Source organism: Sphingomonas sp. GW821-FHT10C01 (genome assembly GCF_059415525.1).
On sequence record NZ_JBWKNK010000005.1, the window covers coordinates 90953 to 117740 of the forward strand.

Consider the following 26788-nt stretch of genomic DNA (forward strand, 5'->3'; position numbering starts at 1 on the left):
ATATAGACGAGCGATGGTGCGTCAAGTAGGGTTCGGGCATGGCCGATCCCACACTCAAGCCGGCAATGCTCGCTCGCTTGGTCTATCTCGACAGGTGCCTGACGTGGCGCGGGCAGGTGAACCGCAAGGACCTGATCGAGCGTTTTGGGATCTCATCCCCGCAGGCTGCGATCGATCTCAGGGAATATCTCGAGCGGGTTGCCGAGCCGAAGCCTGGCTATGACACAGTGCGAAAGTGCTATGTTGCCGACCCGCGCCATCGCGGCCTGCCGTTTGTCGAGGATGCAGGCTCACCGGATGAATTCGTCGGCCATCCGGCATCGGAGAGCCTTTCCGTTCTACCTTCGCCTGTTCGGCAGTGCCCGCCATTCGTGATCCGGCGTCTCTGGCAGGCGATCGAGCAGCGGCAAAAGATCGAAATCGGCTATGTGTCGATGTCGAGTGGGCTGCGTCAGAACCAATGGATCGCGCCTGCGCAATTTGCTTCCGACGGTGAGCGCCTGCACGTTCGGGCCTGGAGCTTCCACCGCGAGGAATGGCGCGACTTCGTGCCGGTGCGGGTGCTGCCTGACAGCACCTTTGCCGTGGCCTCGGTCGACGAAGACCTTCCGCGCGATGATGACTGGGAGGAGCTCGTCGAGATCCGGCTTCGGCCGCTGAGCAGCCTGACCGAAGAGCAGCAGGCCGCCGTCCGGCTAGAGTATGGATTCACGCAGGAGGTCCTGAGCTTCGAGGTCCGCAGGTCGCTCGAATTCTATGTCGAGCGACGCTGGGGGCTCAACCGAGCGGGGGCACGACTGGAACGCTGTTAGCCTCGCCGTGCGAGCAAAGTCTGCTGCTTCAAGGGAAGGAGATGTCCATGGTTGGAAACACGACAGTCGATCCGCTGGCAAGGGCATCGGCGGTGACAAGGCCGGAAATCGACACGGTCAGGAACCCGAGCACCGGCCATGTGCTTGATGTCTACCGTTTGATCCGGGCATTCCGGTATGAGCACGCGATCCTGCTCCGCCAGAAACTCAAGGCGCTCGTCAAACGTGACGAAGCACGCCTCGTCTGTGCGACGTGCGGTGTCCCGGTATATCTAGCTTGCAGTACAACCAAGCGGTTCTTCTTTCGGCATCGCCATGAAGATGGCTCGTGCCCCGCTGTCACGCGAACGGAGCTGAGCGAAGCTGATATTAGGGCCATGAAGTACCGCGGCGCTCAGGAGAGCTCGGCGCACAAGCGGATCAAGGGACTTCTTTTGCGGAGCCTCTCGGCCGACCCCCGGTTCAAGGACATGGCATTAGAAAAGACCTGGAAAGCGAGCGAAGGTCTGAGCGGCCTGCGCCGGCCCGACGTTTCTGCGCGAACGGAAACCGAGAGGTTGGCCTTCGAAGTGCAGCTAAGCACTACCTTCATGGACGTCGTGCTGAACCGGAAGGAGTTCTATCGGGCCGAAGGGGCGGCACTTGTTTGGGTTCTGCCGAGTTTCCACCCGAGCTATCGGCGTATGACCGATGACGACATCCTGTTCGGGAACAATTCCAACGTTTTCGTGGTCGATGAAAGAAGTGCTGCTGCGTCCGAAGCGGCAGGAACCTTCACCATGACATGCTGGTACCGCAGGCCGCTTATTCAGGGCGATGAGATTGTCGATGAGTGGGTCGAGCGCGAGGTCCAGTGGGATGAGATTGCGGTTGATGTGGACCGCCAGACGGTCGTCGCATTCGACTATGCGCAAGAGGCCGCAAGACTTCGAGAAGAGCTCAGGGCGGCCCGCTTGGAAAGGGTCGCCGCTGTAGAAGCCGCCGCGAGGCAGGCCCGGGAAGGCCGAGAGAATAAGCTACGCGAGCAAGTGCTTCAGTTCGTTCTCGATGCCTCGCGCGATAACGACTACCTCCCTCGATACCAGGCATGGTTGCTGCTCAATGATCGCCTTCGTTCCATGGGTTGCGGCCTCGACGGGAAATACCCGGACCTGCTGACGGCTACTCGCATCGTCCATCTGATCGAGAGCGCAAAGGCGGGAAAACCGGTTGGCTTCGGCTACAAGACCTTCGCTGAACTCGGGCATCATCTCATCCACCAACACCCTGAGCTGCTTCTAGCCTTTGGCCACATGCTTCGCAGGTTCGGGACAAAAGAGGCGCTGTATCGCGATGATCGAACTGGGAAGCTGAGGGCAAAGCTTGAGGCGATCCGGGCCGCCCTTCTCCGTGACTCAAAATTCAGGATGGCAGTGGATGAGGAGCGCTTTTGCGCATTCCTCTCTAAGGGAGCCTCTCGGAAGTCACTTTCCGACAACGACAATCCTGATCAGCTCGGGCGCGCGGCTGCGTAGCTTGGCCGCTTTGGTCTAGGCCTGCCGTTCGATGCGACGCCAGCCGACGGCAGCTAAGTCCCAGACCCGGACCCGGACAATCGGGGCCGCTGAAGGTGAACGGATGACCGCTATCAGGGAGCCGCTTCGCTCGTCCCAATGGCAGTTCTGTCAGTGCTGACACCCGGCTTTGAATTGAGAATGTCAGCTTTCCGTAATTTTCGATCTGACAACGGACTGTCAGCTGGCGGCCCAATTCCAGCCGTGCGGGTCGTCTAGTTCGACATGTCCGCTTTCACCGTCCGATACCTGAAAGCGGCCAGGCCGCTTACGGCCCAAATGCTGCCTCTTCGCTACGCTCGGACGCAGTTCGGGGCCCCGCAATTGCCTGTTGAGATGTGCCGAATCGTACCAGTAAATCCCGCTTCGGCGCGGGTTCGTGTCCCTCGCACGGACCGAACTAAGGGTGGGGCCATGCTGGGGCCACGGAATCGAATGGCGCTAGAAATCCCAGCTTTTCTGCGGCTTACAGAGCTCGATGTGAGTCCTGTAAGCGCACCAGTTTTTTCATGACTTAGTGGGGATTCGGCGGCTTTGTTCGTGTTCTCGCCCATCAATCACGATCTAGGGTCAGGACTCGCTGATCAGAGCCAGAAGATGATGGTGGCGGCGAGTGCGATGGCGGGGAAGAAAGCGCTAGGGCAGCTGTCGTAGCGTGTCGCGACCCGGCGCCAGCCCTTGGACGGCCGAACATGATCTCGATCCGGTTGCGGCGCCTGTAGCGGCGTTTGTCGTATTTGATGGGCTCGTTGCGCGATTTCCGGCCCGGGATGCAGGGCTTGATGTCCTTTCCCTCCAGCGCGTCTCTAAACCAGTCGGCATCATAGCCGCGGTCGGCGAGCAGCCATTGTGCCTTGTGACTCTTCGGAAAATACGGCTCGAGCCGCGCCATCTACTCGTTCGTCAGCCAGTACGGGTCGCTCACATTCAGTCTCCTTGTGGAGCCTGAATCGGATCGCGCCTCTCACATCAATGGGTGCTGATCCTAATTTTGGCCATTCGCTGCCTTTGCTGAATACCTTGAAGGCGACCGTGGTTCAATAGATGGGGTGGTGGATACTAAGGGGTATTAATTATTTACTTACATTTCAAATGGTCAATTTATCATTCGTTAAATGTATATTATATAATAACCATCCAATTCGGGGCGTATTGTGCTATCATTGCCCTTTGATATCAGGCATGTCCTTAAAATCAAAAAAAGGGGGTGGTTATGGCAGGGTCTCTGCAAGATATCATATTGCCCGTGCTTGAAACAGTACCAGACTCGCACATCAAGACCAATCTAGTGCGATGCTTTTCGGATAATTCTCGTTACTTCCACGCCATCGAGCAGGGGTTCCGCGTTCTGACCCGGAAGCGACAGGATCCCGAAGCATTGAGCGGTTTCTTCCACAGCTGGTCACAGACCAACAACAGCGCGGTTACCGTTTCGGGGATTGGCAATCGTTTGACGCTCATGCTTCATCGCGGACAGCGGGTCGGCAATGAGGGCGCGCTGCTGCGCACGCTCACCAGCCTCGATCGCATCATCGATGAGGATCTCGCGGTCACGCACCGGGTGCTTCACTCGGATATGTTCTATAGAATGGCGACCGACATCGTTGGCGATGACCGTTGGCTGTCCCGGCGTTACCTTCATCCCGCGGCGAAGGAGTTCAAGGACTGGAAGGATCATAATTCGCTGCGGAACCGCGACCATATGGTGGCATTGCTCACCACCTTGGCGCACGAGATCTACACGCATGGCGAGGTCGAGTTCATCCTCCCGCTGTTCCGGCGCTGGCTGGCCGAGGAATATGGCTTCACTGACGCGGAGAGTCTCCGCACGCTCGCCTGGATCAGCGTTCACACCGGGCCGACCGAGAAGGACCATTTCTTTCATGCGCTGAGTGCGTTGCAGCATTTTGCCGAAGCCATGAATGTCGACATCGCCGACTATTCGCTCGACGAGATTGTCGAGACCTATCTCGAAAAGAAGGCAGCGGTGCTCGAGCATCTCTGCCTGCGCGACGGACTCGAGGTCGAGGCGGTCCATTGAACGGTGCCGGTGTCGGAGCGCCATTGTTGCGGATCGCCGAGCAGGGGTTCGCCGAGGACCTACGCCCGGCGCTGGCGGCTCGGCTCGGTGAGCCCCCGATCATCGACAGCGAACAACTCGCGGCGATGCCGGTGCTGATCACGCGCGCCTATTTGACGCGTCTCGAACGGCTGAACCAGTTGCTCGACAAGGCGTTGCGCGCGATCGTCGAGCGATATTTCGACGATGCGCGCATCCGCTCCGCCTATGCGCTGTCCGAACCGATGGAAGCGATTCTGCAACTGGCGCGCGGAAGACCCTATCGCGTCGGCTGGTATCGCCCGGACCTCGTCCATGACATGGATGGCCAGCCGCGGGTCTGCGAGATCGGCGCGCGTTATCCGCTTAATGGCTGGATGGTGAGTGAGCGTGCGGCGGAGGCACTCGCGCCGCTCGCGGCCGCGGCAGGGTTGGGTGATGTGACCGGGCACGGGTTTATCGACGCGCTGTGCGACCGATATCGCCCGGGCGATACCGTGGCGATGCTGCATGCTGGGGAGGCCGGCACGGAGATTTTCCTTCTCGCCGAAGCGCTCCGCGACCGTGGTATCGAGTTCATGTCCGTCTCACCGGCGGAGATCGGGATGGAAGACGGCGGATTGCACGCGGCGGGGCGGGCAATCGACCATGTCATTCTTGAAATGGACCGAAGCGAGCTGCCGTTGATCCCCTGCGAGGTGCTGCGACACCTGATCGACACGGGGCGTTATTTCAACGACGTCCGTACGCTGATCCTGGTCCATGACAAGCGCGTGCTCGCTGTGCTGTGGGACGATGCGATCCGCCGGACTCTGTTGCCGGCGGATGAGGCGGACGAACTGGGTGCCTTCCTGATCCCCTCTTGGGCGATCGCCGATGCCAATGGCTGCGAAGCGATGCTCGCGCGCGATGAGGACATGATCGCAAAACGGAGCAGCGGCGGTCGCGGGATCGACGCATTGGTGCGCCATGACAGCGGTGAGACGGCGTGGCGCGCGCGCGTCGAACGCGACTGGTCGAAGGACATGTATCAGCATTACCTTCCGCAGCGCGACTTTGGCGCGCCCGGCGACGCCCGCGCGACGCATCTGGTCGGGTTGCAGCTGTGCCACGACGCGACCAGCTACGGCCCGGGTGTCTTCCGTGGATCCAACGCGTCGGTGATCAACCTCCATGGTGATCGAGGCCTGATCTACCTTCCGTTGATCGTGCAATGACCAGCCTTGCGGTCGTGATTCCGCTGTTCGACAAGCGGGCGTTCATCGGCGAAGCCATCGCGTCGCTGGCCGGTCAGGAGGCCCCGCCCGATGTGTTGATCATCGTCGATGATGCGAGCACCGACGGTAGTGCTGAAGCCGCCGAGCAAGCACTTTCCCGCCATGTTACTGCGCTCGGCAACACCCGCGTCGAGCTGATACGGTGCACGGAGAATGGCGGCCCGGGCGTGGCCCGCAATCGCGGCATCGAGCGTACCGATTGCGAACTGCTCCTTTGCCTCGACGCCGACGACATGCTGCGCCCCGATGCGCTGCGACACATGCGGGAGGTCATGGACCGTCACGCACTGGCGATGGCGGTGATCGGTTTTGCAAGCGAACCCGCGGATGAGGTCTTTCCGGAGCTTGAGCTGTTGGCTGGCGAGCTCGAGCCGATTGAGGATGGCCTCTTCCTGCTCATCGACCCTCCGCGCGCCGTTGCGCACCCCGAGTTCATGATGGGGCGCGCCAGCAACGTCGTCGTTCGGCGTCGCTGGCTCGGCGAACACCGCTATGCGGGCGCCCAGCTCAACGAGGGCGTCGACCTTTGGTATCGCGTGCTCAAGGATGTCGTTGCCGCCGGTGCGCGCGTGGGACTGATCGCGCCGCCGCTGATCCGCTTTCGTATCGTGCCCGATAGTCTGTCGCGTCGCCGATACGATGATTGGCGCACGCTGGATGTACCGCCGACGGTATTGCGCTATCGCCACAGTTCCGACCCCGACGACCGCAGGATGGCGGAGATGCTCGCCGCGCGCTGGCACGAGCATGCGCTTGCTACGCTGCCCAAAGAACAGCGGCCCCTGTTCCTGGCGCACTATCGTGACTTGCTCCGAACGGTCGTCTCATGACCAGTCCTGGCGATGAAGCGCTGTTGCGCGACGGTTTTGCCCGGGCTCGCGCGCACAGCTTCTACCGCGACCATTTTGCCGGGATCGACGACCATCGCGCGGCGCCGGCAACCGACAAGGTCGTGCTCAAGCCGCATCTCGACCGTTTCGCGCCCGGCTCCGAGCCGCGCGGCGTCTACCTGGTTCGGTCGGGCGGAAGCACGAGCACGCCGCTGGTGTTTCCGGTCGACATTGAAGAGAATCACGCTCAGCGTCACGCCTTGGCCAGGGAGTTGCTCGCCGCAGGGATGTTCGATGGGCGGACGGTGGCGCTCAATCTGTTCGGCTATGCCGACATGTATCGCAGCGCCGCGATCGTGGATGACCTGCTTGAACGCTGTGGCGCAACCTCGCTGCCGATGAGCGCGCATGCCCGCTATGAGGATATCCTGGCGGCGGCGCGGCGGTTCGCGCCGACGCATCTGCTGGGCACACCCTCAAAGCTTCAACTCTTCGCCGAATTCCTCCGCGGCGCGGGAGCACGCCTGGAGATTCCCCAGTTGCTCTATGCTGGCGAGCCGCTTCCTGCGGGTGCCGCGGAGCGCTTCGCTCGAGACTTCGGCACGCGTGACTTCTGCTCGCTCTACGGTGGCGCCGAGACAGGCATCTGGGCGTGGTCCGATGTGAGCCGCAAGCCCGGGCTATTCCGCATCCTGCCACAGATTGTTGCCGAGGTGATGTCTCCGGACCCCGACGGGTTTGGCGAACTCGCGATCACCAACGGTTATCGAAAGCGGTTTCCGGTGTTCCGCTACCTTGTCGGCGATGTCGGGCGCCTGATCGAGCACGACGGCGTTCGCCTCCTTGAACTGCGTGGACGCAACGCGCGTTCGTTCCTGCTCGCCGAACAGCATTTCGACCTGCCGCTGTTTGCGCCGCTCGCCACGGGTGCGGAGGCATTTCAAATTCAGCTGCGGCGAAAGGAGCGGGGCCGGGATCGTCTTGATCTGATGCTGGTCGATCCGACCGGGAACTGTTCAATCGACGCCGCAGCAGTGGGACTCGCGCAGCTGATGCACGAAGTGGCGCTGCACGTGGAGCTCGATGTTCAGCGCGTCACCATGAGCATGCTTCATCACGATCCTGTGACATCCAAGACGCCTCTGATCGCCGATTTCCGGCGCTGACCGGGATCGTATTTGGAGCGCATTGCAGCCCTGCCATGCTGTCATTCCGTAGCCGTAACGCGGCCATCGTTCGCTTAGGCCGCAAATAGTCCAGTGGCGCTAGGCCGAGCGAGACAGAATCAGGCGAACGGCTTCCTGGGCAAATTTACGCGCGTCGGTCGGGTCGAACTGGCGCGCCGTCAGAAGAACGTCTCCCGCCGCTCCCATCGCCGCGCCGACAAGCGCCCTACGGGCTAATTGCGGTGTGAACTGAGATGGTCTTTCTCCCTCGCACAGGTCTTCGATCAGCCGGTCAATCACGGCGAACCGCTCACTGACCATCGTGCGGCATGAATCCCGAAGCGCCACCGGCAGGCTCGGATCGCGCAATGCCCGGTGTAATGCCCAACCGGTTTCATGGGTAAGCTCGCGGATCATCCGTTCGACGATGAGAATCAGCGCCTCCTCCGCTTCGAGGCTGTCGTTCACGGTCCAGGGCGGATAGGCGAAGTGCAGCGCCTCGGTCAGAAGAGAGATCTTGTCCGGCCATCGCAGATAGAGGGTCACTTTCGAGACATCGGCGCTCTTTGCCGCCTTCTCGATCGAGAAATCCGCCCAGCCGGTCCTGCCGAACAGGCGGAGCGCGCTGGTCAGGATGCGCGCATCGATTGCCGGATCGCGCGGCCGTCCGCGCCGAGGCGGCGCGCGACGGTTTGCGCAGATCATCCCGGATTCCCGGAGGTTCGGTGGTGGCCTGTCACTTCAGGCCTCCACCCAAGGCAATGTAGAGCGACACGCCGTTCTGCAACTCGGCGGTGCGCAATGCGAGCAGCTGCTGCTCAGCGGCGAACAGGTTGCGTTCGGCGTCGAGCACTTCGAGGTAGATCGCGACCCCATTGTCGTAGCGCAGCCGCGCCGTCTGGGCGAGGCGGCGCTGGGAGGCGACCGCGCGCTCCTGGGCCGCGATCTGTTCGGCATAGGTGCGGCGGCCGGCGAGCGCGTCCGCAACCTCGCGGAACGCTTCCTGCACCGCGCGGCTATAGGCGGCGGTCAGTTCTTGCGCGCGCGCCTTGCTGACGTCGAGCTGTGCTTCGCGGCGTCCCCAGTCGAAGATCGGCAGGTTGAGCGCGCCGCCGAACGACCAGCTCTGGAACGGCCCCTTGAACAGGTCGCCAAGCTCGGTCGAGGCCCAGCCGGCACTGCCGGTCAGCGAGATGTTGGGGAAGAACGCCGCACGTGCCGCGCCAATATCGCCATTGGCGGCGCGCAGCTGCTGTTCGGCGGCGAGGATGTCGGGACGGTTCGCCAGCAGTGCCGAGGGCAGCCCGGCATCGATATCGCGGAACTGACCTGAACTGGTGATGGGATTTCCAGCCGGCAGCGCGGTTTCGATCGGGCCGCCGACGAGCACGGTGAGCAAATTGCCCGCCTGCGCGCGCGCGCGTTCCAGCTCGGCCTTCTCGGTCTCCGCCTGGGTGACGAGCAGCGCCGCCTGGTCGTAGTCCACCGTCGATGTGACGCCGGCATCCAGCCGCCGCTGGGCGATACGCAGCCCTTCGCGGCGGCTGGCGACACTGCGTTCGGCGAGGACGATACGCTCCTCGGCCGAGCGAACGGTAAGATAGGTGGCGGCGACCTGGCCGATCAGCGACAGGCGAAAGGCGCGCTCGGCCTCGACCGTCGCGAGATAGCGTGCCCGCGCGGCATCGTTGAGGTTGCGGACGCGTCCCCAGAAGTCGAGCTCGAACGCCGGCACGGCGACGCCGATGTTGAACTGGTCGCGTGTGACCGCACCGTTTCCGGCGCTCTGCGCCGCCGAGGTGCGGCTGCGGCCCGCGCCGGCCTGCCCGCCCAGCTCGGGCAGGCGCGATGCGTCCTGGATGCGATATTGCGCGCGGGCCTGCTCGATCCGGGCGACGGACTGGGCGAGGTCCTGGTTGCTGGCCAGTGCGGTCTCGATCAACGCTTGGAGTTGGGCATCGCCGAAGAACTCGCGCCAGCCGATGTCGGTGGCCAGCCGGGACCCGGTTTGCGCCTCGGGAAAGGTGGCGCTCACCGGCGTGGGCGGCTGGCGATATTGCGGGGCGAAGTTGCAGGCCGAGAGCGAGGCGGCGGCGGCAAGGGCAATGACTTTACGCATGGTTCGTCTCCGGATCGCGCGTCGCGTCTTCCGCTTCCTCGCGCGCGTCCTCCGCTTCGTGGTCGTTGTCGCGTGCCAGCCAGCGGCGGGCGGCGAGATAGAAGACGGGCGTGAAGAAGATGCCGAAGATCGTCGCCACGATCATGCCGCCCATCACGCCGGTGCCGACCGCCTGGCGGCTGGCCGCGCCAGCACCCGATGCGATCACCAGCGGCACCATGCCCAGGATGAAGGCGAGGCTGGTCATCAGGATCGGGCGAAGGCGCTGGCGCGCCGCCTCGACCGTCGCCTCGAACACGCCGCGATGGCGTTGCTCCAGCGCGAACTCCACGATCAGGATCGCGTTCTTGGCGGCAAGGCCGATGATCGTGATCAGGCCGACGTTGAAATAGACGTCCGTCGAGAAGCCGCGCAGGAAGGTGAAGGCAACCGCGCCGAGCACGCCGAACGGCACCACGAGCAGCACCGATAGCGGGATCGCCCAGCTTTCGTAGAGCGCCGCCAGCAGCAGGAACACGACCAGCAACGACAGCGCGAGCAACAGCCCGACCTGGCCGCCGGCCTCCTTCTCCTCGCGCGCGACACCGGTCCATTCGAAGGCGTTGCTGCCCTTAAGGACTTCTGTCGCGATCCGCTCCATTTCGAGCAGCGCGTCGCCGCTCGACTGGCCCGGCGCCGCCTGGCCGGAGATGGTCATCGACACATAGCCGTTATAGCGTTCAAGCTGTTGCGGCCCGTCGGTCCAGCGGACCTGGGTGAAGGACGAGAAGGGAACCATCTGGCCCTGATCGTTGCGAACGCGCAGCGCCAGCACGTCCTCGGGCGTCATCCGCTGTTCGGCAGCCGCCTGGAGATAGACGCGCAGCACGCTGCCCTCCCGGACGAAGTCGTTGGCATACGCCGAGCCGAACGAGATCGACAGCGTGGCGTTGACGTCGGCGATCGACAGGCCGAGCGCGCGCGCCTGGACCCGGTCGATATCGACATAGAGCTGCGGCGCGTTGGGCTGGCCTTCGGGACGCACGCCGACCAGCAGCTTGCTCTGCATGGCCTTGGCCAGGATCTGGTTGCGCGCGTCGAGCAGCGCGGCGCGGTCACCCGAACGGTTCTGGATCTTCATCGAGAACCCTGTGGCGTTGCCGAGCGCCGGGATCGGCGGCGGCGTGATCGCGAAGATGTTCGCCTCCGGAATGCTCTGCACGAAGCCCATGACCTTGCCCGCCATCGTCGCGGCCGAATTGGCGGCGCCCGGGCGTTCGTCCCACGGCTTGAGCCGCTGGATCACCATGCCGGCGGTCTGGCCCTGGCCGAAGAAGTTGAAGCCAGAGATCGACACGGCGAGCTCGGTCTGCGGCTGGGCGAGTACGAACTGCTCGACCTTGCGCATCGCGACCTCGGTGCGTTGCGCGGTCGCCGCGGGTGGCGCGTCGACGTTGATCATCACATAACCCTGGTCCTCGTTCGGCAGGAAGCCGCCGGGGACGCGGGTGAACAGGAACCCGGTGACCACGATCATCACGAGGAACACCATGAGCCATCGCGCCGGCCGGCCCAGCATCGATCCGACCGAGCGGGTGTAGCTGTCGGTGGCGCGACCGAACCGGTCGTTGAACCAGTTGAAGAAGCGCTGCGGCCAGCCGCGAACGCCCGGCTTGGGCTCGATCTGATGGTGGCCGTCCGCGCCATGCGCTTCGTTCGCCTTGAGCAGTGCCCCGCACAGCGCCGGGGTCAGGGTCAGCGCGAGCACGGCGGAAAACAGGATCGAGATCGCGAGCGTCACCGAGAACTGGCGATAGATACCGCCCGTCGATCCGGGGAAGAACGCCATCGGGATGAACACCGCGATCAGCACCAGCGTGATGCCGACGATCGCGCCGGTGATCTGCCCCATCGCCTTCACCGTGGCGCGGCGGGCGGACAGGCCTTCCTCGGCCATGATGCGCTCGACATTCTCGACCACGACGATCGCGTCGTCGACGAGGATACCGATCGCGACCACCATCGCGAACAGCGACAAGGTGTTGATCGAATAGCCGAACAGCCACAGGCCCAGGCACGCGCCGAGCAGCGCGATGGGCACGACGATGGTGGGGATCAGCGTTGCGCGCCAATTCTGCAGGAACAGGAACATGACGAGGAAGACGAGCACCATCGCCTCGACCAGCGTGCTCACCACGCTGTCGATGGAGGCGTTGATGAACGGCGTGGAATCGAACGGCACCGACCATCCGATGTCGGGCGGGAAGGTCGTCGACAACTCCTCCATCCGCGAACGAACGGATTCGACCGTGGCGACCGCGTTTGCGCCAGGCGTCATCTGGATGGCCATCATCGCGGCGGGCTTGCCGTTGAGGCGCGACGAGAAATTATAGCTGTCGGCGCCAAGCTCGACCCGTGCGACGTCGCTCAGCCGGATGGTCGAGCCGTCGGGGTTGGAGCGGACGATGATCTGGCGGAACTGCTCGGGCGTCGAGAAACGGTTCTGCGTGATGATGCGCGCGTTGAACTCGCTGCCCTTGGCCAGCGGCTGATCGCCAAGCCCGCCGCCGGCGGTCTGCCCGTTCTGTTCCTTGACGGCGGCAAGCGCCTCGGCTGCCGAAAGATTGTAGCCGGCAAGTTTTTCGGGATCGAGCCAGACACGCATCGCATAAGGCGACGCGAACAGCTGGACGTCGCCGACGCCCTCGATCCGGCGAAGCTCGTCGAGGATGCTGTTGCTGGCATAGTTGCCGATATCGAGGATCGGGGTGGTGCCGGTCTTTGAGGTGAGCGCCACGATCGCGAGGAAGCCCGACGAGGCTTCGCGGATCTGGATGCCGAGGCGGCGGACCTCTTCCGGCAGGCGCGTCTCGACGCGGCCGAGCCGGTCCTGAACCTGGGTTCGCGCCACATCCATGTCGGTGCCCGACTTGAAGGTGACCGCGATCTGAGCCGAGCCGTTGGCCCGGCTGGTCGAGCTCATATAGAGCAGATTCTCGACACCGTTCAGCTCCTTCTCGATCACCGAGGTGACGTTGCGGTCGAGTGTATCGGCGTCGGAGCCGGGATACTGGACCATCAGGTTGAGCGACGGGGGCGCGACGTCGGGATATTGTTCGACCGGCAGGTTCATCAGACCGATCGCGCCGGCGATCGCAATGAACAGGGCGATCACCCAGGCAAAGACCGGGTGGTAGACGAAGAAGCGATTCATATCGGGTGTCCGTTCACTTCTTCGCCGCAGGGGCGGCGGGGCGGGCCTGCACCTTCTGGCCGGTCTGAACCTTCTGCCAGCCATCGACGATCACGCGCTCGCCGGCCTTGAGACCTGAACGGATGACCCAGCGCGAACCGGTCTGGCCGCCCAGCGTGACGGTGCGGAACTGCACCGTACCGTCGGTGCCGACGACGGCGACCCGCGCCTCTTCATTGCTGATCTGCACCGCACGCTGCGGTACCGCGATGCCATTGCCGGTCGTGCCGGCGGTGATCCGGCCGCGCACGAACTGTCCGGGCAGCAGTGCACGCGCCGGGTTGGCGAAGGTGGCGCGCAGGGTCTGGCTGCCGGTCGAGGGGTTCACCGTCTGATCGGCGAAATCGATATGGCCGACGGGACCATAATCGCTGCCGTCTTCGAGAACGAGCCGGACCTCTACGCGCGAGAGGGTAGGAAGATCGACCGCGCCCGTGCGTGCCTGTGCCAGCAGATGCTGAAGCTCGGCGCTCGACTGGGTGAAGACCGCATAGACTGGTTCCATCTGCTCGATCGTGGTGAGCAGCGTCGCACTCGCCGCGCTCGCAAGGGCGCCCTCCGTGACTTGCGCACGGCCGACGCGGCCGCTGATCGGCGCGCGCACCAATGTATAGCCAAGCTCGAGCTGCGCGCGATCCAGCATCGCGCGCGCGTCGGCGACACTGGCGTCGGCCTGACGCAGCGCGGAGCGGGCGTTGTCATATTCCAGCGCGCTCACCGCGCGGTCGTTCACCAGCGGCTGATAGCGTTGCATGACCGCTGCCGCATTTTCACGCGCCGCTTGCGCGCGCTGAAGTGCGGCCCGTGCCTGCTGCACCTGCGCCTGCTTGTCGCGCGGGTCGATCTGGAACAGCGGCGTGCCTTCGCGCACGTCGGTGCCTTCCTGATAGAGGCGGCGGCTGATGATGCCGTCGGTCCGTGCGCGGACTTCGGCCGATCGCACCGCTTCGATCCGGCCCGGTAGCTCGACGATGTTGGGAACGCTGCCTGTCGTCACCGTGACGACGTCAACAACCGGCGGCGGCGGTGCCTGAGGCGCGGGCTGGCTGCATCCCGCGATCAGCAGAAGCGCGGGAAGCGCAGCGCCGGTCAGGGTACCGGGAATGCGGGAAAATGTGGTCGGCACGCGAATCTCCAGAATCGACACTCAGTGGTGCCTTTATCTCGCAAGCGCAAAAAAGCAACTGGTCAGTGCTTTTTTCTGCCGCTAAGTCGCGACCGTGGAGAAGGAACAGAAACGTCCGGGGCGGCCAACGCGTGAGCAGGCGGCAGAGATCGCCGATCTGGTGCTCGACAAGGCGCGCGCGGTCTTTTGCGAACAGGGAATCACGGGCGCGTCGATGGACGAGATCGCTGCGGCGTGCGGCGTGACCAAGCACACAATCTACCGCCGCTACCCAAGCAAGCTCGCATTGGTCGACGCGGTAGTCGAGCGCGATCTGGCGCAGCTCACCGCGACGATCGCGGATGTGGTCGGCGAAGCCGATCCGGTGACCACGCTGCGTGAGACCGCGAGGCGCTATTTCCATTTCAGCATCGAACCGGCAAATGCCAGCTTTACGAGTTTCCTGCTCGCCGAGGCGGCCTATTCGTCCGAGATGCGGGAGAATCTCGGCCGCTGGAACCAGCTCTATCTCGCGCCGATGATCTCACTTGTCGAAGCGGCGCAACGCGACGGCCGTATCGTCGACGAACCGCCGCACAAGCTGTGCCTGCTTCTCGCCGACCTGATCGGCAGCGCCGGGCGGCTGTTGCGTATCGGTCAGGACGATATCTTTGCGGGAAAGTCGGCGGAGGCGTTCTTCGACGAGCGCTGGGACATTTTCGCACGAGCTACCAGGATGACGGATCGCTGACACGTGAGTCCGGATCATGTGCTCAGGCCGGTTGTCGAACGATCAATCTAGAAGCCCGGAATGCGGGCATCAGGAGGCGTCATGGCAGTGCGGTCTGACACGTCGGCCTGATCGTCCACAGCAATTGGCGCTGGTGTGCTGGACAGGTATCCGGGCGGCTGAGTAACGCGCCGGCATGCCAATCATTGCCACCATCATGAACTCCACCACCGGTCAGCCGATCCAGAAGATGTCGTTTGGACGGATGCCCAAGCCTTGGGCGTCTTTCAACCTGGAGACCGGTGAATTGGTCAAAGCGGACCGCGTGGAGGTAGGCAAGCCCGCGCCGGGAAAGGTGGTAGTGCCTGTATCGGTCTGGGTGACACCGAAGGGATAACTTCCGCGTACGGCTACTGTGTTGCCGTACGCTCAGCCGCTTCGGCCGACCAGGCGCGGCCACGTGCGCAATCCCCCGATCGCGATCGGGGGCTGCGCGAGCGTTCGTGGCGCGTGCGAAATACGGGCTGACGATCTAAACGTCGTTTAGAGCAAGAGCGCCAGATATCGTGCGCGGTTCGCACTTCATGGATGTTCACTGCGATCCAGTTCGACGCCCAGCACGAGAGCGTTGCTGACAACCTCTTCGCGGCTGTTCGCGCGCAGTTTCCGCATCAGGCTCTTCATGTGCCATTTGACCGTTTCGGGGGTCACGCCGAGCTTGCGGGCAATGACCTTGTTGGTTTCGCCCTCATTTAGCGCGTTGACGATCTCCATTTCGCGGCCGGTGAAGAACGAGAAGGCGGATCCGGCGCGATAGGGCGGCCGAAGCGATTCGCCATCACCAGGTCTGCTGAGCCGCAACAGGGCAAGGAACGACCCGGCGGAATAATCGGCGCGGTTGAAGTCCTGTGACGTTCGTACGCCGGTGATTTCCAGGAGATCGAGGATCGGGCGGATGTAACCGATGCCGGCCGCATGATTGAGGAACTTGACCGTATCGATCTCCACCATGCGATCACAGCGGCCGCTGAGCTGTGGCAGGACATTGAGCAGTGTGCCGATCAACCGCAGTTCGACATCATCGGCGCGCTCCGCCAACTCGACCAACCGGTTGGCCACAACCGTTAGCCGTGGACGATCGAGATCGGCGATCGCCTCGAACGCGCGCGCTTCCGATAGCAGAGCGAAGGTCCGAGCGGCGAGCGATCCGGGCGCGACGATCGCCGAGACCTCCGCATCGGGCGGCAATATCTCGTCCAATTCTGCCGCCAGCGGCACATGCAACCGTATCCGCTCCACCGCGCCGAGCGCCGTGAGCAGCGGCTGGCCGCGATCCGCGCCGATCTCCTCCGCCGCCTCGATCAGGGCCAGTGCTTCGTCGGGCCGAGCTGCCGCCGCAACGCGGATTGCGACACGATAGCCCCGCAGAAGGAAGTCCGGCAGACCGGCGTGCGCCAGCACCGGCAGCGCCTCATCGATCAGCGTGCCGGCCGTGGTAACTTCATTACGCAGATAGAGGTGGTCGGCCAGCGCCACCGCCAGCATCGCTGCGGTATCGGAGCGGCGCCCGACGCTGCACGGGATATCAGCCAGCCCCTCGTGCAGCAGCCGCTCCGCGTCTGCGAGCCGTCCCTTCGCACGGTGGATGTCCGCCATCGTCACCAGTGCGACCGCCTCGGCGAAGCCCAGTCCCGCCATACGTCCGTGCCGGACAATCGGACGCAACAGTTCCTGTGCGTGGCGGTGGTCGCCGGCCCGCGCGGATTGTGCCGCCGATATCGCCCAGAGCAATCGCGAACCGAAATCCGCCGTTTCGGTCGTAGAGTTGGCAATGCCGCCCTCAACAGTCTCCCCTGTCGTCGCCAGGCGGATGGCCCTCAGAATCGCCTGTTCTCGATCGTCGACCGCGTCGTCTTCTGTCGGTGGCGTTGGGTCTCCGCCTGAGAGCATCACGGTCCAGCGCGCGATACGGGCGAGCGCCGCGTCCGCTGCGATCCGCGCCGGCGGTATACGGCCGAACGCATCGATCAGGCTGGACGGCCCTGATCGCTCGAGCGCCTGCATGCCGAATTGTGCGACCAGTGCAGCGCAGCGTTCGACGTTCTGGCCCGCGCTGGCGATGACGATCGCCTGCTCGGGTTCGCCATGTTCTACGTGCCAGTCGATCGCCGCCGCATGTGATGCCGCAAGTGCCTCGGGGGAGCAATCTCCGTCGTCCATCAGAAGCGCGACGCGCAGCGCCGGCTGGATGGCGAAACGATCGGTGCTTCCCGGTACGATGCCGACAAGCGGCCCCGACCGGGCGATGTTACGCAACAATGCGCCCGCCATTTCGTCGCCGGTAAGCGCGGCGGCAAGATCGGCGGTCAGCACTGGCGCAACCGCACAGCGCGTCAGCACCGCGCGATGCCGCGCGGGCAACGCGGCGAGCGGTTCGCGGAAAAGCGGCGTGATCCAGGGTGCGCAACGCCGTGCCCAATTCTCGGGGCCGGCATTCCATCCGTCATTGCGCAGCCCCGCTGCGACCTTGCCGAGCGCGCCCCACCAGCCCTGCAGGGCATCGTTCAATCCCCGCGCACGCCGACTGCCGAGGACGACGCCCTCGGCGCGGAGATAGTCGACCACCTCGGCATCGCGGGCCCGCAGCACCCGGGCGTCGATCAGCAGCACCGCGCCGCGTTGCTCGATCAGTTGTGACAGGCCATGGTCGTCGCGACAGGTCGCCAGCAGATGCAAATTGGTCGGGCAATTGGCGATCAGGTGCCGCAGGAAGTCGCGGTCACCGGCCTCGTTGAGCTGGTCGATGTCGTCGAGGCACAGCAGCATCGGCCCCATGTGATCATGGATATGGTTGGCAAGAGCGACTGCCAGCGTTTCCGCCGCGACCGGCCCGCCGTGATCCGCTCGCTCACCGGTCGCAAGAAACACCGCCTCGACAATGTGACCGGCCAGTTGTCCCGGCGGTAGTCGGTAGCAAGAGACCCATGCCGCTGCGCAGCCAGAACCCAGCATTTCGTCATACAGCTGACCGGCAAACACCGTCTTGCCGTAGGCGAGCGGTGCGGTGACGAGCGTGACGTCGTGCGTCAGGACATGGCCGAGCCATTGGCGATGGCGTTGTATGGCGGCGAGGGGCTCGGGGGCTCGCGGCGGAACGAGCTTCGCCTTGCTCACCAGCGGCGTACGACTGGATGGTGCCGCACCGTCCCGGGGGACAAGTGTCGCGATCTTCGCGTCGGATGGTGTTGCCGTCATTCGGCCTCTCCATTCCCGGCCGGCATCTGGGACCGGTCCGTGGAAAAAGGCTATGCGCGTGGTTTTCCCTGCGCAACCCCCACCGCCACGACCCCCCACTATCCCCCCCATCAACCCGCCTCGCCGGACGCTCCGTGGCGATCCTAGTCTGGGTGAACCAAAAGCCGCCAGTCAGAGTGCTCTGACAAGCGCGGGAAAAGGGGAGACCTGAACGATGCGCCCAACGCATATCGCTGTTGCCTTGCTGGCAAGCACCGCCCTGGGATTTCCAGTTGTCGTCCAGGCCCAGACAGGCGCCGCCGCGCCGCCCCCTGCCGAGCAGGAAGAACCCGTTCCGCAAGACGACGGGCAGATCCGTGAAGTGGTCGTCACTGCGCAGAAGCGCGAGCAACGGCTGCAGGATGTCCCGGCGGCGGTTTCGGCGATCGGCGGCGAAGCGCTGCAATCGCGCGGTATTGCCGAAACCTCTGACCTGATGGGCGCGGTACCGAGCCTTCAGGTCACCACCCCCTATGGCCGGACCCAACCCAATTTCGCGCTGCGCGGGATTTCGGTGGCGAACGAATTTTCCGCCTCTACCGCCTCGCCGGTCGGCGTCTATGTCGATGAGGTCTATCAGAGCTTCCGCGTCAGCCACGGCCTGCAGCTTTACGACATCGACCGGGTCGAGGTGCTGCGCGGGCCGCAAGGCACGCTCTATGGCCGCAACACCACCGGAGGCGCGATCAGCTTCTTCACGCGCCAGCCGCGGCTGGCGGAATCGAACGGCTACATCACCGCCGGCTACGCCAATTACGACACCTATACCGTGCAGGCCGCGGCAGAGGCGACGCTGATCCCCGACGCGCTCGGCATCCGCATCGCCGGCACCTGGGCCAAGGGCGATGGCTGGCAGCGCAACCTGATGCCCGGCGCCGAGCGCGACCTTGGCACCACCAACACGATCGGCGGCCGGCTGGCGATCCGCGCGCGCCCGACGCCCGAGCTCGACATCAATCTCAAAGTCTATGCCGCGAAGGACAACCCCTGGGGTACCGCCCCCTATGCCGGCGGGCAGCTGGCCGGGGGGCAGGACGCGCTCGGCTACTCGCGTTTTGATCCGCAGCCATTGCTTGGTGGCCGCCGGCTCGGCCGCGACGAGGTGATGGTCGACCGCGTCGGCCGCAACATGAGCGAGACCAAGGGCTTCGCCCTCAACATCAAATGGGATGTGAACGACAAGGTCACCCTGACATCGATCACCGGCTACGACACCGGGAAATACATCAACAATCCCGACGATTGCGACGGATCGCCCAACGACCTGTGCTCGATCGGCTTCACCTCGACCAGCAAGAACTTCAACCAGGATTTCCGGCTCAACTATTCCGACGACAGGTTCGATATCGTCGCGGGTGCCTATTACGGCAAGGACACGGTCAAGACGACCAACTATCCCGATTTCTTCGGCGTGCTGCGGCCCTTGCTACAGGGCGCGGGGTTGCCCGGCGGCTTCAACAATGCCGCGGTCGGCACGCCCGATGCGATCCGCTATGTTCCCGGCTTCGCCGTCAACCCGGCGCTGCGTCCCGGCGACGCGGGCTTCTGCGCCCCGATCGAGGTCAATCCCAACGGCTTCCTCGATGCGCGTTCGCTGGTCGCGTTGCAGACCGACATCGCGCTCAACAATTCGGGCGGCGGCGGCTTTGGCGGCGCCTATTCGGCGGCATGCCGCACCGCCGGCGCGCCGCCCTTCTCCCCGATCAAGGGCGTCCAGCGCTACGATGTCGAGCGGCCTTCGACCGCCGTCTATGCCGACGTCACGTGGAAGGCGACCGACAAGCTCACCGTCGCCGCCGGCCTCCGCTACACCTGGGATGAGGTCAATTACCTCAACGGCAGTACGATCCTATTCGGCTTGGATGGTACCACCCCGGTCGCCAACCTGATCCCGTACAGCCGCCAGTACAACCCGAACCTGGCCCCGCTCGAACGACGCGAAAAGGCCCGGCGCCTGACCGGTCGGTTCAACCTCAGCTACGCGTTCAACGACGATATCATGGGCTACGCGCAATATAGCCGGGGCTATCGCAGCGGCAGCTTCAACGGCCTCGCCTATCAGGGCGTGAACCAGGTTTATTACATCCAGCCCGAGAAGGTGAACGCCTATGAAGCCGGGTTGAAGACGATGCTGTTCGACCGGCGCGTGATGTTCAACCTTGCCGGCTTCTACTATGACTATTCGAACCATCAGGTGACGCAAGTCGTCGGCGCCACCACCTTCACCCGCAGCGCCAATGGCCGGCTGTTCGGGGGCGAGGCCGAACTGAGCTGGCGCGCGCTCAACACGCTGCGCTTCGATGCGAGCATCGGTTATCTCAACAGCGAATATCGCGGCAACAAGACGATCCCCGGCAATCCGGCAACGGACTTTCAGGGGCTGAACGTCAACGGCAATCCTTTCCCCAACGCACCTGAGCTGACTTTCCAGGGCGGGTTCGACTGGGACATTGTCAAGGACGGCCGCAATCGGCTCACCCTGCGTGGCGATGCCGCCTATATGGGCAAATATTATTTCGACCCGTTCAAGAACTACGGCCAGTCGCCCTGCGACAAGCCGCCTGCGGGGTCGAACATTACCCTGGCCGGGCCGGATATCAGCTGCGGAAATCCCGCCTATTGGCTGGTCAATGGGCGCCTGACCTACGAACGCGACAATTTTTCGGTCAGTGTCTGGGGGAAGAACATCTTCAACAAATTCTATTACACCTACGGCCTCAACATCAACGTGTTCGGCCTCGACTATCTCAACCGGGGGATGCCGCGGACCTACGGCGTCGAAGCGACGATGAAATTCTGATGCGGCGCTTTGCAAACAAGGTGGTCCTGATCACCGGCGCGGCGCGCGGCATCGGGCGCGCCGCGGCGATGGAATTCGCCGTGGAGGGCGCACGCGTCGTCGCCACCGATATCGATGCCGACGCGCTGGCCGAGACCGGGCGCGAACTTGAGGCGCTCGGGCTCGCGATCACCGCCCTTCAGCAGGATGCGAGTTCGGCCGAGGACTGGACCCGCGTGATCGCCGGGATCGAGGCCAGCCATGGCGGGATCGACATCCTCGTCAACAATGCCGGCTGGGGCTTCCTCAAGACGATCGAGGAAACCGGGCTCGACGAATGGCGGCGGCTGATGGCGATCAATGTCGAAAGCGTGTTCCTCGGCATGCAGGCGGCGATCCCGGTGATGCGCGAGCGTGGCGGGGTGATCGTCAACGTGGCCTCGATCGCCGCCAACGTCGCCGAGCCGCTATTCCCCGCCTACAACGCCACCAAGGGCGCCGTGTCGATGCTGACCAAGGCCGCCGCCGTCGATTGCGTGCGCAAGGGCTGGCCGATCCGCATCAACTCGCTCCACCCCGGTTATTGCGACACCAAGCTGGTGCGCGACGCCGTGGCCGCGCTGGGCACCGAAGCGGAGCAGTTCGCGGGCAGTGTCGCCGCCGCGATCCCGCTCGGCCGGCTGGCCGAACCGCGCGAGATCGCCCGGCCGCTGCTGTTCCTGGCGAGCGACGATGCCGCATACATGGTCGGCAGCGAGTTGGTGGTCGATGGCGGCTACATCGCGGTGTGAAACGGGGAGCTGGACGATGACGACGGCATTCGAACTCACGGGACGCAAGGCGCTGGTGACCGGCGCGGCGAATGGGATCGGCGCGGCGATCGCGGCGGCGCTGGCCAGGGCGGGCGCAGCCGTGACCGTGACCGATGTGGCGGAGGAACAGGGCTCCGCAACCGCCGCGTCGATCGGTGGCCATTTCGCCCGGCTGGACGTCACTGAGGAGTCGGACTGGGAAGCCGCTATCGCCACGGCGGTGCGCGCGATGGGCGGGCTCGATATCGTCGTCAACAATGCCGGGATCGAGGTTTCGGCGCTCGCGATCGACGCCGATCCACGCGATCTGCGCCGGATGCTCGACGTCAATGTCGTCGGCACCGCACTGGGCATCAAGCATGGCTTCCGCGCGATGAAGCCCGGCGGAGCGGCGGGGCAGGGCGGAGCGATCGTCAACATCGCCTCGGTCGCGGCGACGATCCCGTTCCCCGGCATCTCGGGCTACTCCGCGACCAAATCGGCGGTCGACCGGATGACGCGGGTCGCTGCGGCGGAGGCCGGCAAGCTCGGTTACGGCGTGCGGGTCAACTGCCTCTATCCCGGCCTTGTGCCCACCGCGATGGGCAGCAAGCTGGCGGTGGATATGGCGGCTTTGGGCCTGTGGCCCTCGGCCGAGGCTGCGGTCGGCGACGTGATCGGCCTGACCCCGCTCGGGCGGTTGGGCGAAGTCGCCGATATGGCCGACGCCACCGTCTTTCTGTGCAGCGACGCGGCGCGCTTCATCACCGGCATCGGACTGCCCGTCGACGGCGGCATGGGCAGCTGACCGGCATCGAAAATCATCGAAGGTCAAAGATTTTGGGAGAGTGGGAATGGGCAGCAAGAAACCGGTCATCGTCTACGGGGCCTCGGGCTATACCGGGCGGCTGGTGTGCGAATATCTGCGCGAGCTGGGCATTCCCTTCATCGCCGCCGGCCGCGACGAGAAGCGCACACGCGAAGTGGTCGAGCGTATCCCGGGGATCGAGACCGCCGATTACGAGGTGGTCGGCGTCAAGCATGACGTGAAGTCGCTGACCGAGCTGTTCCGCGGCGCCAAGGTCGTCTGCAACATGGTCGGCCCGTTCATCAAATACGGGCCGGAGACTGTCGAGGCGTGCCTGGAGGCCGGATGCCACTATCTCGATACCACCGGCGAGCAGGACTGGATGATGCTCGCCCAGGAGAAATGGGGGCAGGCGTTCGCCGACAAGGGTCTGCTGCTCAGCCCCTGCGTCGCGCAGATGTACACCACGGGTGAGATCGCGGCGAACATCGCGCTGGAGACCATGCCGGGCCTCGACACGCTCGATATGCTGGTGCTGTGGAAGGGCTTCCCGACCTATGCCTCGGTCCAGACAATCTTCACGATCCTCAAGGCGGACTGGTACTTCCTCGAGAACAACCAGTACGTCCAATGGCCGACGCTGACCGCCACCGAATGCCAGGTGCCCGGCCAGCACGCCACCGCGCTGACCTTGCCCTGGGGCGGCACATCGCACCCGATCTGGTTCAAGGACGATCCGCGCGTATCGACGGTCAAGGTCCATGGCGGCGTGTTCGCGCGCGAAGTCATGGACAATGTCGTCAACATGACCAAGATGATCGAGACCGACATCAAGCCGCTGCCGTTCGACGAGCAGGAGGCAGCTCTGTCGAAGATGGCGGATTCGGTGCAGGGCGCGATGCCGCCGCGCGAGAATCCGCGGCTCAATACCAGCATCGACTCCGTCTATGCCTCGGGCCCGCTGGGCCGCGTCCATGTGCTGATCCACGGCAACAGCAACTACAAGCAGACCGGGTTGCTCCAGGCGTTCTGCGCGCTCAGTCTGGTCCAGCAACCGCCGCGCCGTGCGGGCTTCGCCTCCGCCTGCCAGGCGTTCGGCCATCAGGCGCTCTATGGCGTGATGCGGCAGTTCGGGCTGGTGCTGAGACCGATCGTCACCGTCCACGACTGACTCGGCTGAAAGGGAGAGGGCCATGCGGCTGGTCGACTATCTCGATAAGGGCGCGTCGCTCGGCGCCGGTGCGCCCTGCCTGACGATGAACGGCCACAGCCTCTCCTATGCCGAGGTGCAGGGCCACACGCATCGTGTCGCGCGTGCCCTGCATGCGGCGGGGATCGCGGCGGGGGAGCATGTCGCGATCCTGTCCGGCAACGACCCGCTGGCCTTCGCGTCGGTGTTCGCGATCTCGCGCGCGGCGTGCGTGTGGTGCCCGATCAACCCGCGCAACGAGGCGTCGGAGAACGCCTTCATCCTCGATGCGTTCGATTGCGTCGCGCTGATCTTCCACAGCAAGTTCGCGCGGCTGGTCAACGAACTGCGGGTCAGCCTGCCCAAGCTGCGCCTGCTCGTCTGCCTTGACGAGACCCAGCCCTTCGCGCCGTCGCTGGAGGAATGGCTGATGGGAGTGACGGATGCGCCGTTCCATGTCGATCCGGTGAGCGATCTGGCGATGATCCCCGGCACCGGCGGCACGACCGGGTACCCCAAGGGGGTGATGCTCACCAACCGCAATCTCGAGACGATGACCGCGCTGACGCTGATGGGCTATCCGTTCGCCGGACGCCCGATCTATCTCGCGATGGCGCCGCTGACTCATGCGGCGGGGGTGCTGACCTTTCCGGTGCTGTGCCATGGCGGCGAGATCGTCATCATGTATCAGCCCGATATCGGCGATTTCCTCGATCTGGTCGCCCGGCATCGCGTCACCCACAGCTTCCTGCCGCCGACCCTGATCTACATGCTGCTCGAGCATCCGGCGCTGGCGGAGACCGATCTCTCCAGCCTTCAATGCTTCTGGTACGGCGCGGCGCCGATCTCAGCCGCGCGGTTGGAGGACGCGCTGGTGCGGATCGGACCGGTGATGGCGCAGCTGTTCGGCCAGACCGAGGCACCGATGATGGTCTCGATGATGGCGCCCGCGGATCACTTCAACGCCGACGGCACGATCGCGCGCGAGCGGCTGGCGTCCGCCGGCAAGCCAGGCCCGCTGGTCGAGGTCGCGATCGTCGATGCGGAGGGCAGGGCGCTTCCGCAGGGCGAGCGCGGAGAGATCGTGGTGCGCTCCAGCCTGGTGATGGCGGGCTATTACAAGAACCCCGAAGCGACGGCCGAGGCGAGCGTGAACGGATGGCACCGCACCGGTGACATCGGCTTCCTCGACGGCGACAATTTCCTCTTCATCGTCGATCGCGCGAAAGACATGATCATCACCGGCGGCTTCAACGTCTATTCCGCCGAAGTCGAACAAGCCCTGCTCCGCCACCCCGCAATTCTTGACAGTGCGGTATTCGGTCTCCCCGACGAAAAATGGGGCGAACGCGTCTGCGCCGTGGTGCAGCTGCGCGGGGGGCAGCGCGCCGATCCGGCTGAGATCATCGCCCACGTCAAGGCAGAGATCGGCAGCGTCAAGACACCCAAGGAACTGGAGATCTGGGACGATCTGCCCCGGTCCAAGGTCGGCAAGGTGCTGAAGAAGGACATTCGCGCCAGCAAGCTCGCGGCGCTGCAGGGAGCTGGCGCGTGAGCAATGACCGGCGGGTCCTCGTCGCGGGCGTCGGCATGATCCCGTTCGTCAAACCCGGCCAGAGCGGCCCCTATGACGTGATGGCGCAGGCGGCGGTGCGTGCCGCGCTGGCCGATGGCGGCATCGCCTATGACCGGATCGAGCAGGCGGCGGTCGGCTATGTCTATGGCGACAGCTGCGCCGGGCAGAAGGCGCTTTACGGCGTCGGCATGACCGGGATCCCGATCTTCAACGTCAACAACAATTGCGCGACGGGGTCTTCAGCGCTGTTCATGGCGCGGCAGGCGGTGGCGAGCGGGGCGGCGGAGTGCGTACTCGCGCTGGGGTTCGAGCAGATGCGACCCGGTGCGATCGGGACGATCTTCGACGATCGCGTCAGCCCGTTCGCCGAGTTCGATGCGCTGTGCGATGAACTGGTCGATGTCGATCTGCCGCTGGCGCTGCGCTATTTCGGCGGTGCCGGGCGGGCGCATATGCAGCGCTACGGCACCACGCTGGCCGATTTCGCCAAGGTGCGCGCAAAGGCGAGCCGCCATGCGGCGAACAATCCGCTCTCGCTGTTCCGGACGGTGATGACAGAGGAGGATGTGCTGGCCGCGCCGGTTCTGTGGCCCGGCGTGATGACGCGCCCGATGGCCTGTCCGCCGACCTGTGGTGCAGCCGCCGCGATCCTGGTCTCGCCCGATTTCGCGCGCAGGCATGGTGTCTCGGCCAAGGTGGCGATCGCGGCGCAGGCCATGGTCACCGACCGGCCGGTCGCGTTCGGCGCACGCGATATGATGGAACTGGTCGGCCGCGACATGACGCGTCGCGCCGCTCAGGCGGTTTACGAGGCCGCTGGCGTGGGTCCTGCGGACATCCCCGTCGCAGAACTCCACGATTGCTTCGCCCACAACGAAGTCATCACCTACGAAGCACTCGACCTGTGCGGTGAGGGTGAGGCGTCGCGCTTTATCGCCGACGGTGAGAACAGCTATGGCGGCCGTACCGTCACCAACCCCTCGGGCGGCCTCTTGTCCAAGGGACACCCGCTCGGCGCGACGGGCCTCGCGCAATGCTATGAGCTGACTCACCAGCTGCGCGGTAGCGCCGGCGCGCGCCAGGTGGACGGTGTTCGTCACGGTTTGCAACATAATCTCGGCTTGGGTGGCGCGTGCGTGGTCACGCTCTATGAACGCGCCTGATGGCTGGGATTCCTTGCCATGCAAGAATGGGCGCCCTTGACCTACGAGAGCGGTTTCAACCATCCAAGACGGGTGCCAGCAGCGTAGTGCGCCCGCCTGCAAGACGTAAGTCAAGGTTGGCCGGGGCGCGGTCGTCAAGCAGCTAGTGTCGGCTTCAGCAACTTTCCGTCCGAACGCGGCCATTCCGTCTCCGGTCCAGAACCAGCCGCTCGATTGACAGTCGAGAGCTGAGCATAACTTGGCGGCGACATTCACGACCGCGACACTCGTTGTGGTCGGGGTGCCCGCTGCAACTCAAAACCAGG

19 protein-coding genes and 1 pseudogene are annotated in these 26788 nt (G+C 64.4%); 14 read left to right on the forward strand and 6 right to left on the reverse strand.

Features of this window, described 5'->3' with window-relative positions:
- Nucleotides 1-38: 38 nt before the first annotated feature.
- Together AC07M1_RS17865 and AC07M1_RS17870 are read left to right on the forward strand one after the other, a co-directional pair.
- Complete coding sequence (locus AC07M1_RS17865) at nucleotides 39-812, forward strand: BrxR family transcriptional regulator (protein ID WP_495163989.1); 774 nt, start codon at nucleotides 39-41, stop codon at nucleotides 810-812.
- A gap of 47 nt (nucleotides 813-859) precedes the next feature.
- Nucleotides 860-2326, forward strand: a complete 1467-nt coding sequence (locus AC07M1_RS17870) for a DUF6035 family protein (RefSeq protein WP_495163990.1) — start codon at nucleotides 860-862, stop codon at nucleotides 2324-2326.
- Nucleotides 2327-2949: 623 nt separating this feature from the next.
- Here AC07M1_RS17870 and AC07M1_RS17875 read toward each other — a convergent pair.
- Nucleotides 2950-3221, reverse strand: a pseudogene (locus tag AC07M1_RS17875) (transposase); the annotation flags it as partial.
- Between the two features lie 522 nt (nucleotides 3222-3743).
- Between AC07M1_RS17875 and AC07M1_RS17880 the strand changes: the two are divergent.
- From AC07M1_RS17880 to AC07M1_RS17895, 4 genes are all read left to right on the forward strand, one after another.
- Nucleotides 3744-4406, forward strand: coding sequence for a hypothetical protein (locus AC07M1_RS17880; protein WP_495163991.1), 663 nt, complete (start codon nucleotides 3744-3746; stop codon nucleotides 4404-4406).
- 26 nt (nucleotides 4407-4432) lie between these two features.
- On the forward strand, nucleotides 4433-5641 hold the full coding sequence (locus tag AC07M1_RS17885) for an ATP-grasp domain-containing protein (RefSeq protein ID WP_495163992.1): 1209 nt from the start codon (nucleotides 4433-4435) through the stop codon (nucleotides 5639-5641).
- Nucleotides 5638-6531 (forward strand): glycosyltransferase family 2 protein, encoded by an 894-nt coding sequence (locus AC07M1_RS17890; protein ID WP_495163993.1) that lies wholly within the window; start codon nucleotides 5638-5640, stop codon nucleotides 6529-6531. The genes AC07M1_RS17885 and AC07M1_RS17890 overlap by 4 nt, the downstream gene beginning before the upstream one ends.
- 122 nt (nucleotides 6532-6653) lie before the next feature.
- Nucleotides 6654-7697 carry an AMP-binding protein gene (locus AC07M1_RS17895; RefSeq protein WP_495163994.1) on the forward strand — a complete coding sequence of 348 codons (1044 nt, stop codon included), beginning with the start codon at nucleotides 6654-6656 and terminating at the stop codon, nucleotides 7695-7697.
- Nucleotides 7698-7796: 99 nt separating this feature from the next.
- Here AC07M1_RS17895 and AC07M1_RS17900 read toward each other — a convergent pair whose 3' ends face one another.
- From AC07M1_RS17900 to AC07M1_RS17915, 4 genes are read right to left on the reverse strand one after another with little or no spacing between them, the layout of a single operon-like run.
- On the reverse strand, nucleotides 7797-8402 hold the full coding sequence (locus tag AC07M1_RS17900; protein ID WP_495163995.1) for a TetR/AcrR family transcriptional regulator: 606 nt from the start codon (nucleotides 8400-8402) through the stop codon (nucleotides 7797-7799).
- Between the two features lie 31 nt (nucleotides 8403-8433).
- The gene (locus AC07M1_RS17905; protein WP_495163996.1) at nucleotides 8434-9816 is read right to left on the reverse strand and encodes an efflux transporter outer membrane subunit; all 1383 of its coding nucleotides are present in this window, start codon (nucleotides 9814-9816) and stop codon (nucleotides 8434-8436) included.
- Nucleotides 9809-13009 (reverse strand): multidrug efflux RND transporter permease subunit, encoded by a 3201-nt coding sequence (locus AC07M1_RS17910; protein ID WP_495163997.1) that lies wholly within the window; start codon nucleotides 13007-13009, stop codon nucleotides 9809-9811. The genes AC07M1_RS17905 and AC07M1_RS17910 overlap by 8 nt, the downstream gene beginning before the upstream one ends.
- 13 nt (nucleotides 13010-13022) lie before the next feature.
- Nucleotides 13023-14195: an efflux RND transporter periplasmic adaptor subunit gene (locus AC07M1_RS17915; protein ID WP_495163998.1), complete on the reverse strand. Its 1173-nt coding sequence runs from the start codon at nucleotides 14193-14195 to the stop codon at nucleotides 13023-13025.
- Between the two features lie 73 nt (nucleotides 14196-14268).
- Between AC07M1_RS17915 and AC07M1_RS17920 the strand changes: the two genes are divergently transcribed.
- On the forward strand, nucleotides 14269-14904 hold the full coding sequence (locus tag AC07M1_RS17920; protein WP_495163999.1) for a TetR/AcrR family transcriptional regulator: 636 nt from the start codon (nucleotides 14269-14271) through the stop codon (nucleotides 14902-14904).
- Nucleotides 14905-15079: 175 nt separating this feature from the next.
- A complete protein-coding gene (locus tag AC07M1_RS17925; RefSeq protein WP_294063112.1) occupies nucleotides 15080-15280 on the forward strand; it encodes a hypothetical protein in 201 nt (66 codons plus the stop codon).
- Between the two features lie 185 nt (nucleotides 15281-15465).
- On the opposite strand, the gene AC07M1_RS17930 is transcribed toward AC07M1_RS17925, so the two are convergent.
- On the reverse strand, nucleotides 15466-18138 hold the full coding sequence (locus AC07M1_RS17930; RefSeq protein ID WP_495164000.1) for a LuxR C-terminal-related transcriptional regulator: 2673 nt from the start codon (nucleotides 18136-18138) through the stop codon (nucleotides 15466-15468).
- A 241-nt stretch (nucleotides 18139-18379) separates the two neighbouring features.
- Here AC07M1_RS17930 and AC07M1_RS17935 point away from each other — a divergent pair, with 241 nt between their 5' ends.
- From AC07M1_RS17935 to AC07M1_RS17960, 6 genes are read left to right on the forward strand one after another with little or no spacing between them, the layout of a single operon-like run.
- The gene (locus AC07M1_RS17935) at nucleotides 18380-20977 is read left to right on the forward strand and encodes a TonB-dependent receptor (protein WP_495164001.1); all 2598 of its coding nucleotides are present in this window, start codon (nucleotides 18380-18382) and stop codon (nucleotides 20975-20977) included.
- Nucleotides 20977-21747, forward strand: a complete 771-nt coding sequence (locus AC07M1_RS17940) for a glucose 1-dehydrogenase (RefSeq protein WP_495164002.1) — start codon at nucleotides 20977-20979, stop codon at nucleotides 21745-21747. The genes AC07M1_RS17935 and AC07M1_RS17940 overlap by 1 nt, the downstream gene beginning before the upstream one ends.
- A gap of 16 nt (nucleotides 21748-21763) precedes the next feature.
- Nucleotides 21764-22555 (forward strand): SDR family NAD(P)-dependent oxidoreductase, encoded by a 792-nt coding sequence (locus AC07M1_RS17945; protein ID WP_495164003.1) that lies wholly within the window; start codon nucleotides 21764-21766, stop codon nucleotides 22553-22555.
- A gap of 46 nt (nucleotides 22556-22601) precedes the next feature.
- Entirely contained in the window at nucleotides 22602-23726 is a 1125-nt protein-coding gene (locus AC07M1_RS17950; RefSeq protein ID WP_495164004.1) for a DUF5938 domain-containing protein, read from the forward strand.
- Nucleotides 23727-23748: 22 nt separating this feature from the next.
- Nucleotides 23749-25299: an acyl-CoA synthetase gene (locus tag AC07M1_RS17955; RefSeq protein WP_495164005.1), complete on the forward strand. Its 1551-nt coding sequence runs from the start codon at nucleotides 23749-23751 to the stop codon at nucleotides 25297-25299.
- Nucleotides 25296-26483 (forward strand): lipid-transfer protein, encoded by a 1188-nt coding sequence (locus AC07M1_RS17960; RefSeq protein WP_495164006.1) that lies wholly within the window; start codon nucleotides 25296-25298, stop codon nucleotides 26481-26483. The genes AC07M1_RS17955 and AC07M1_RS17960 overlap by 4 nt, the downstream gene beginning before the upstream one ends.
- Nucleotides 26484-26788: the final 305 nt, after the last annotated feature.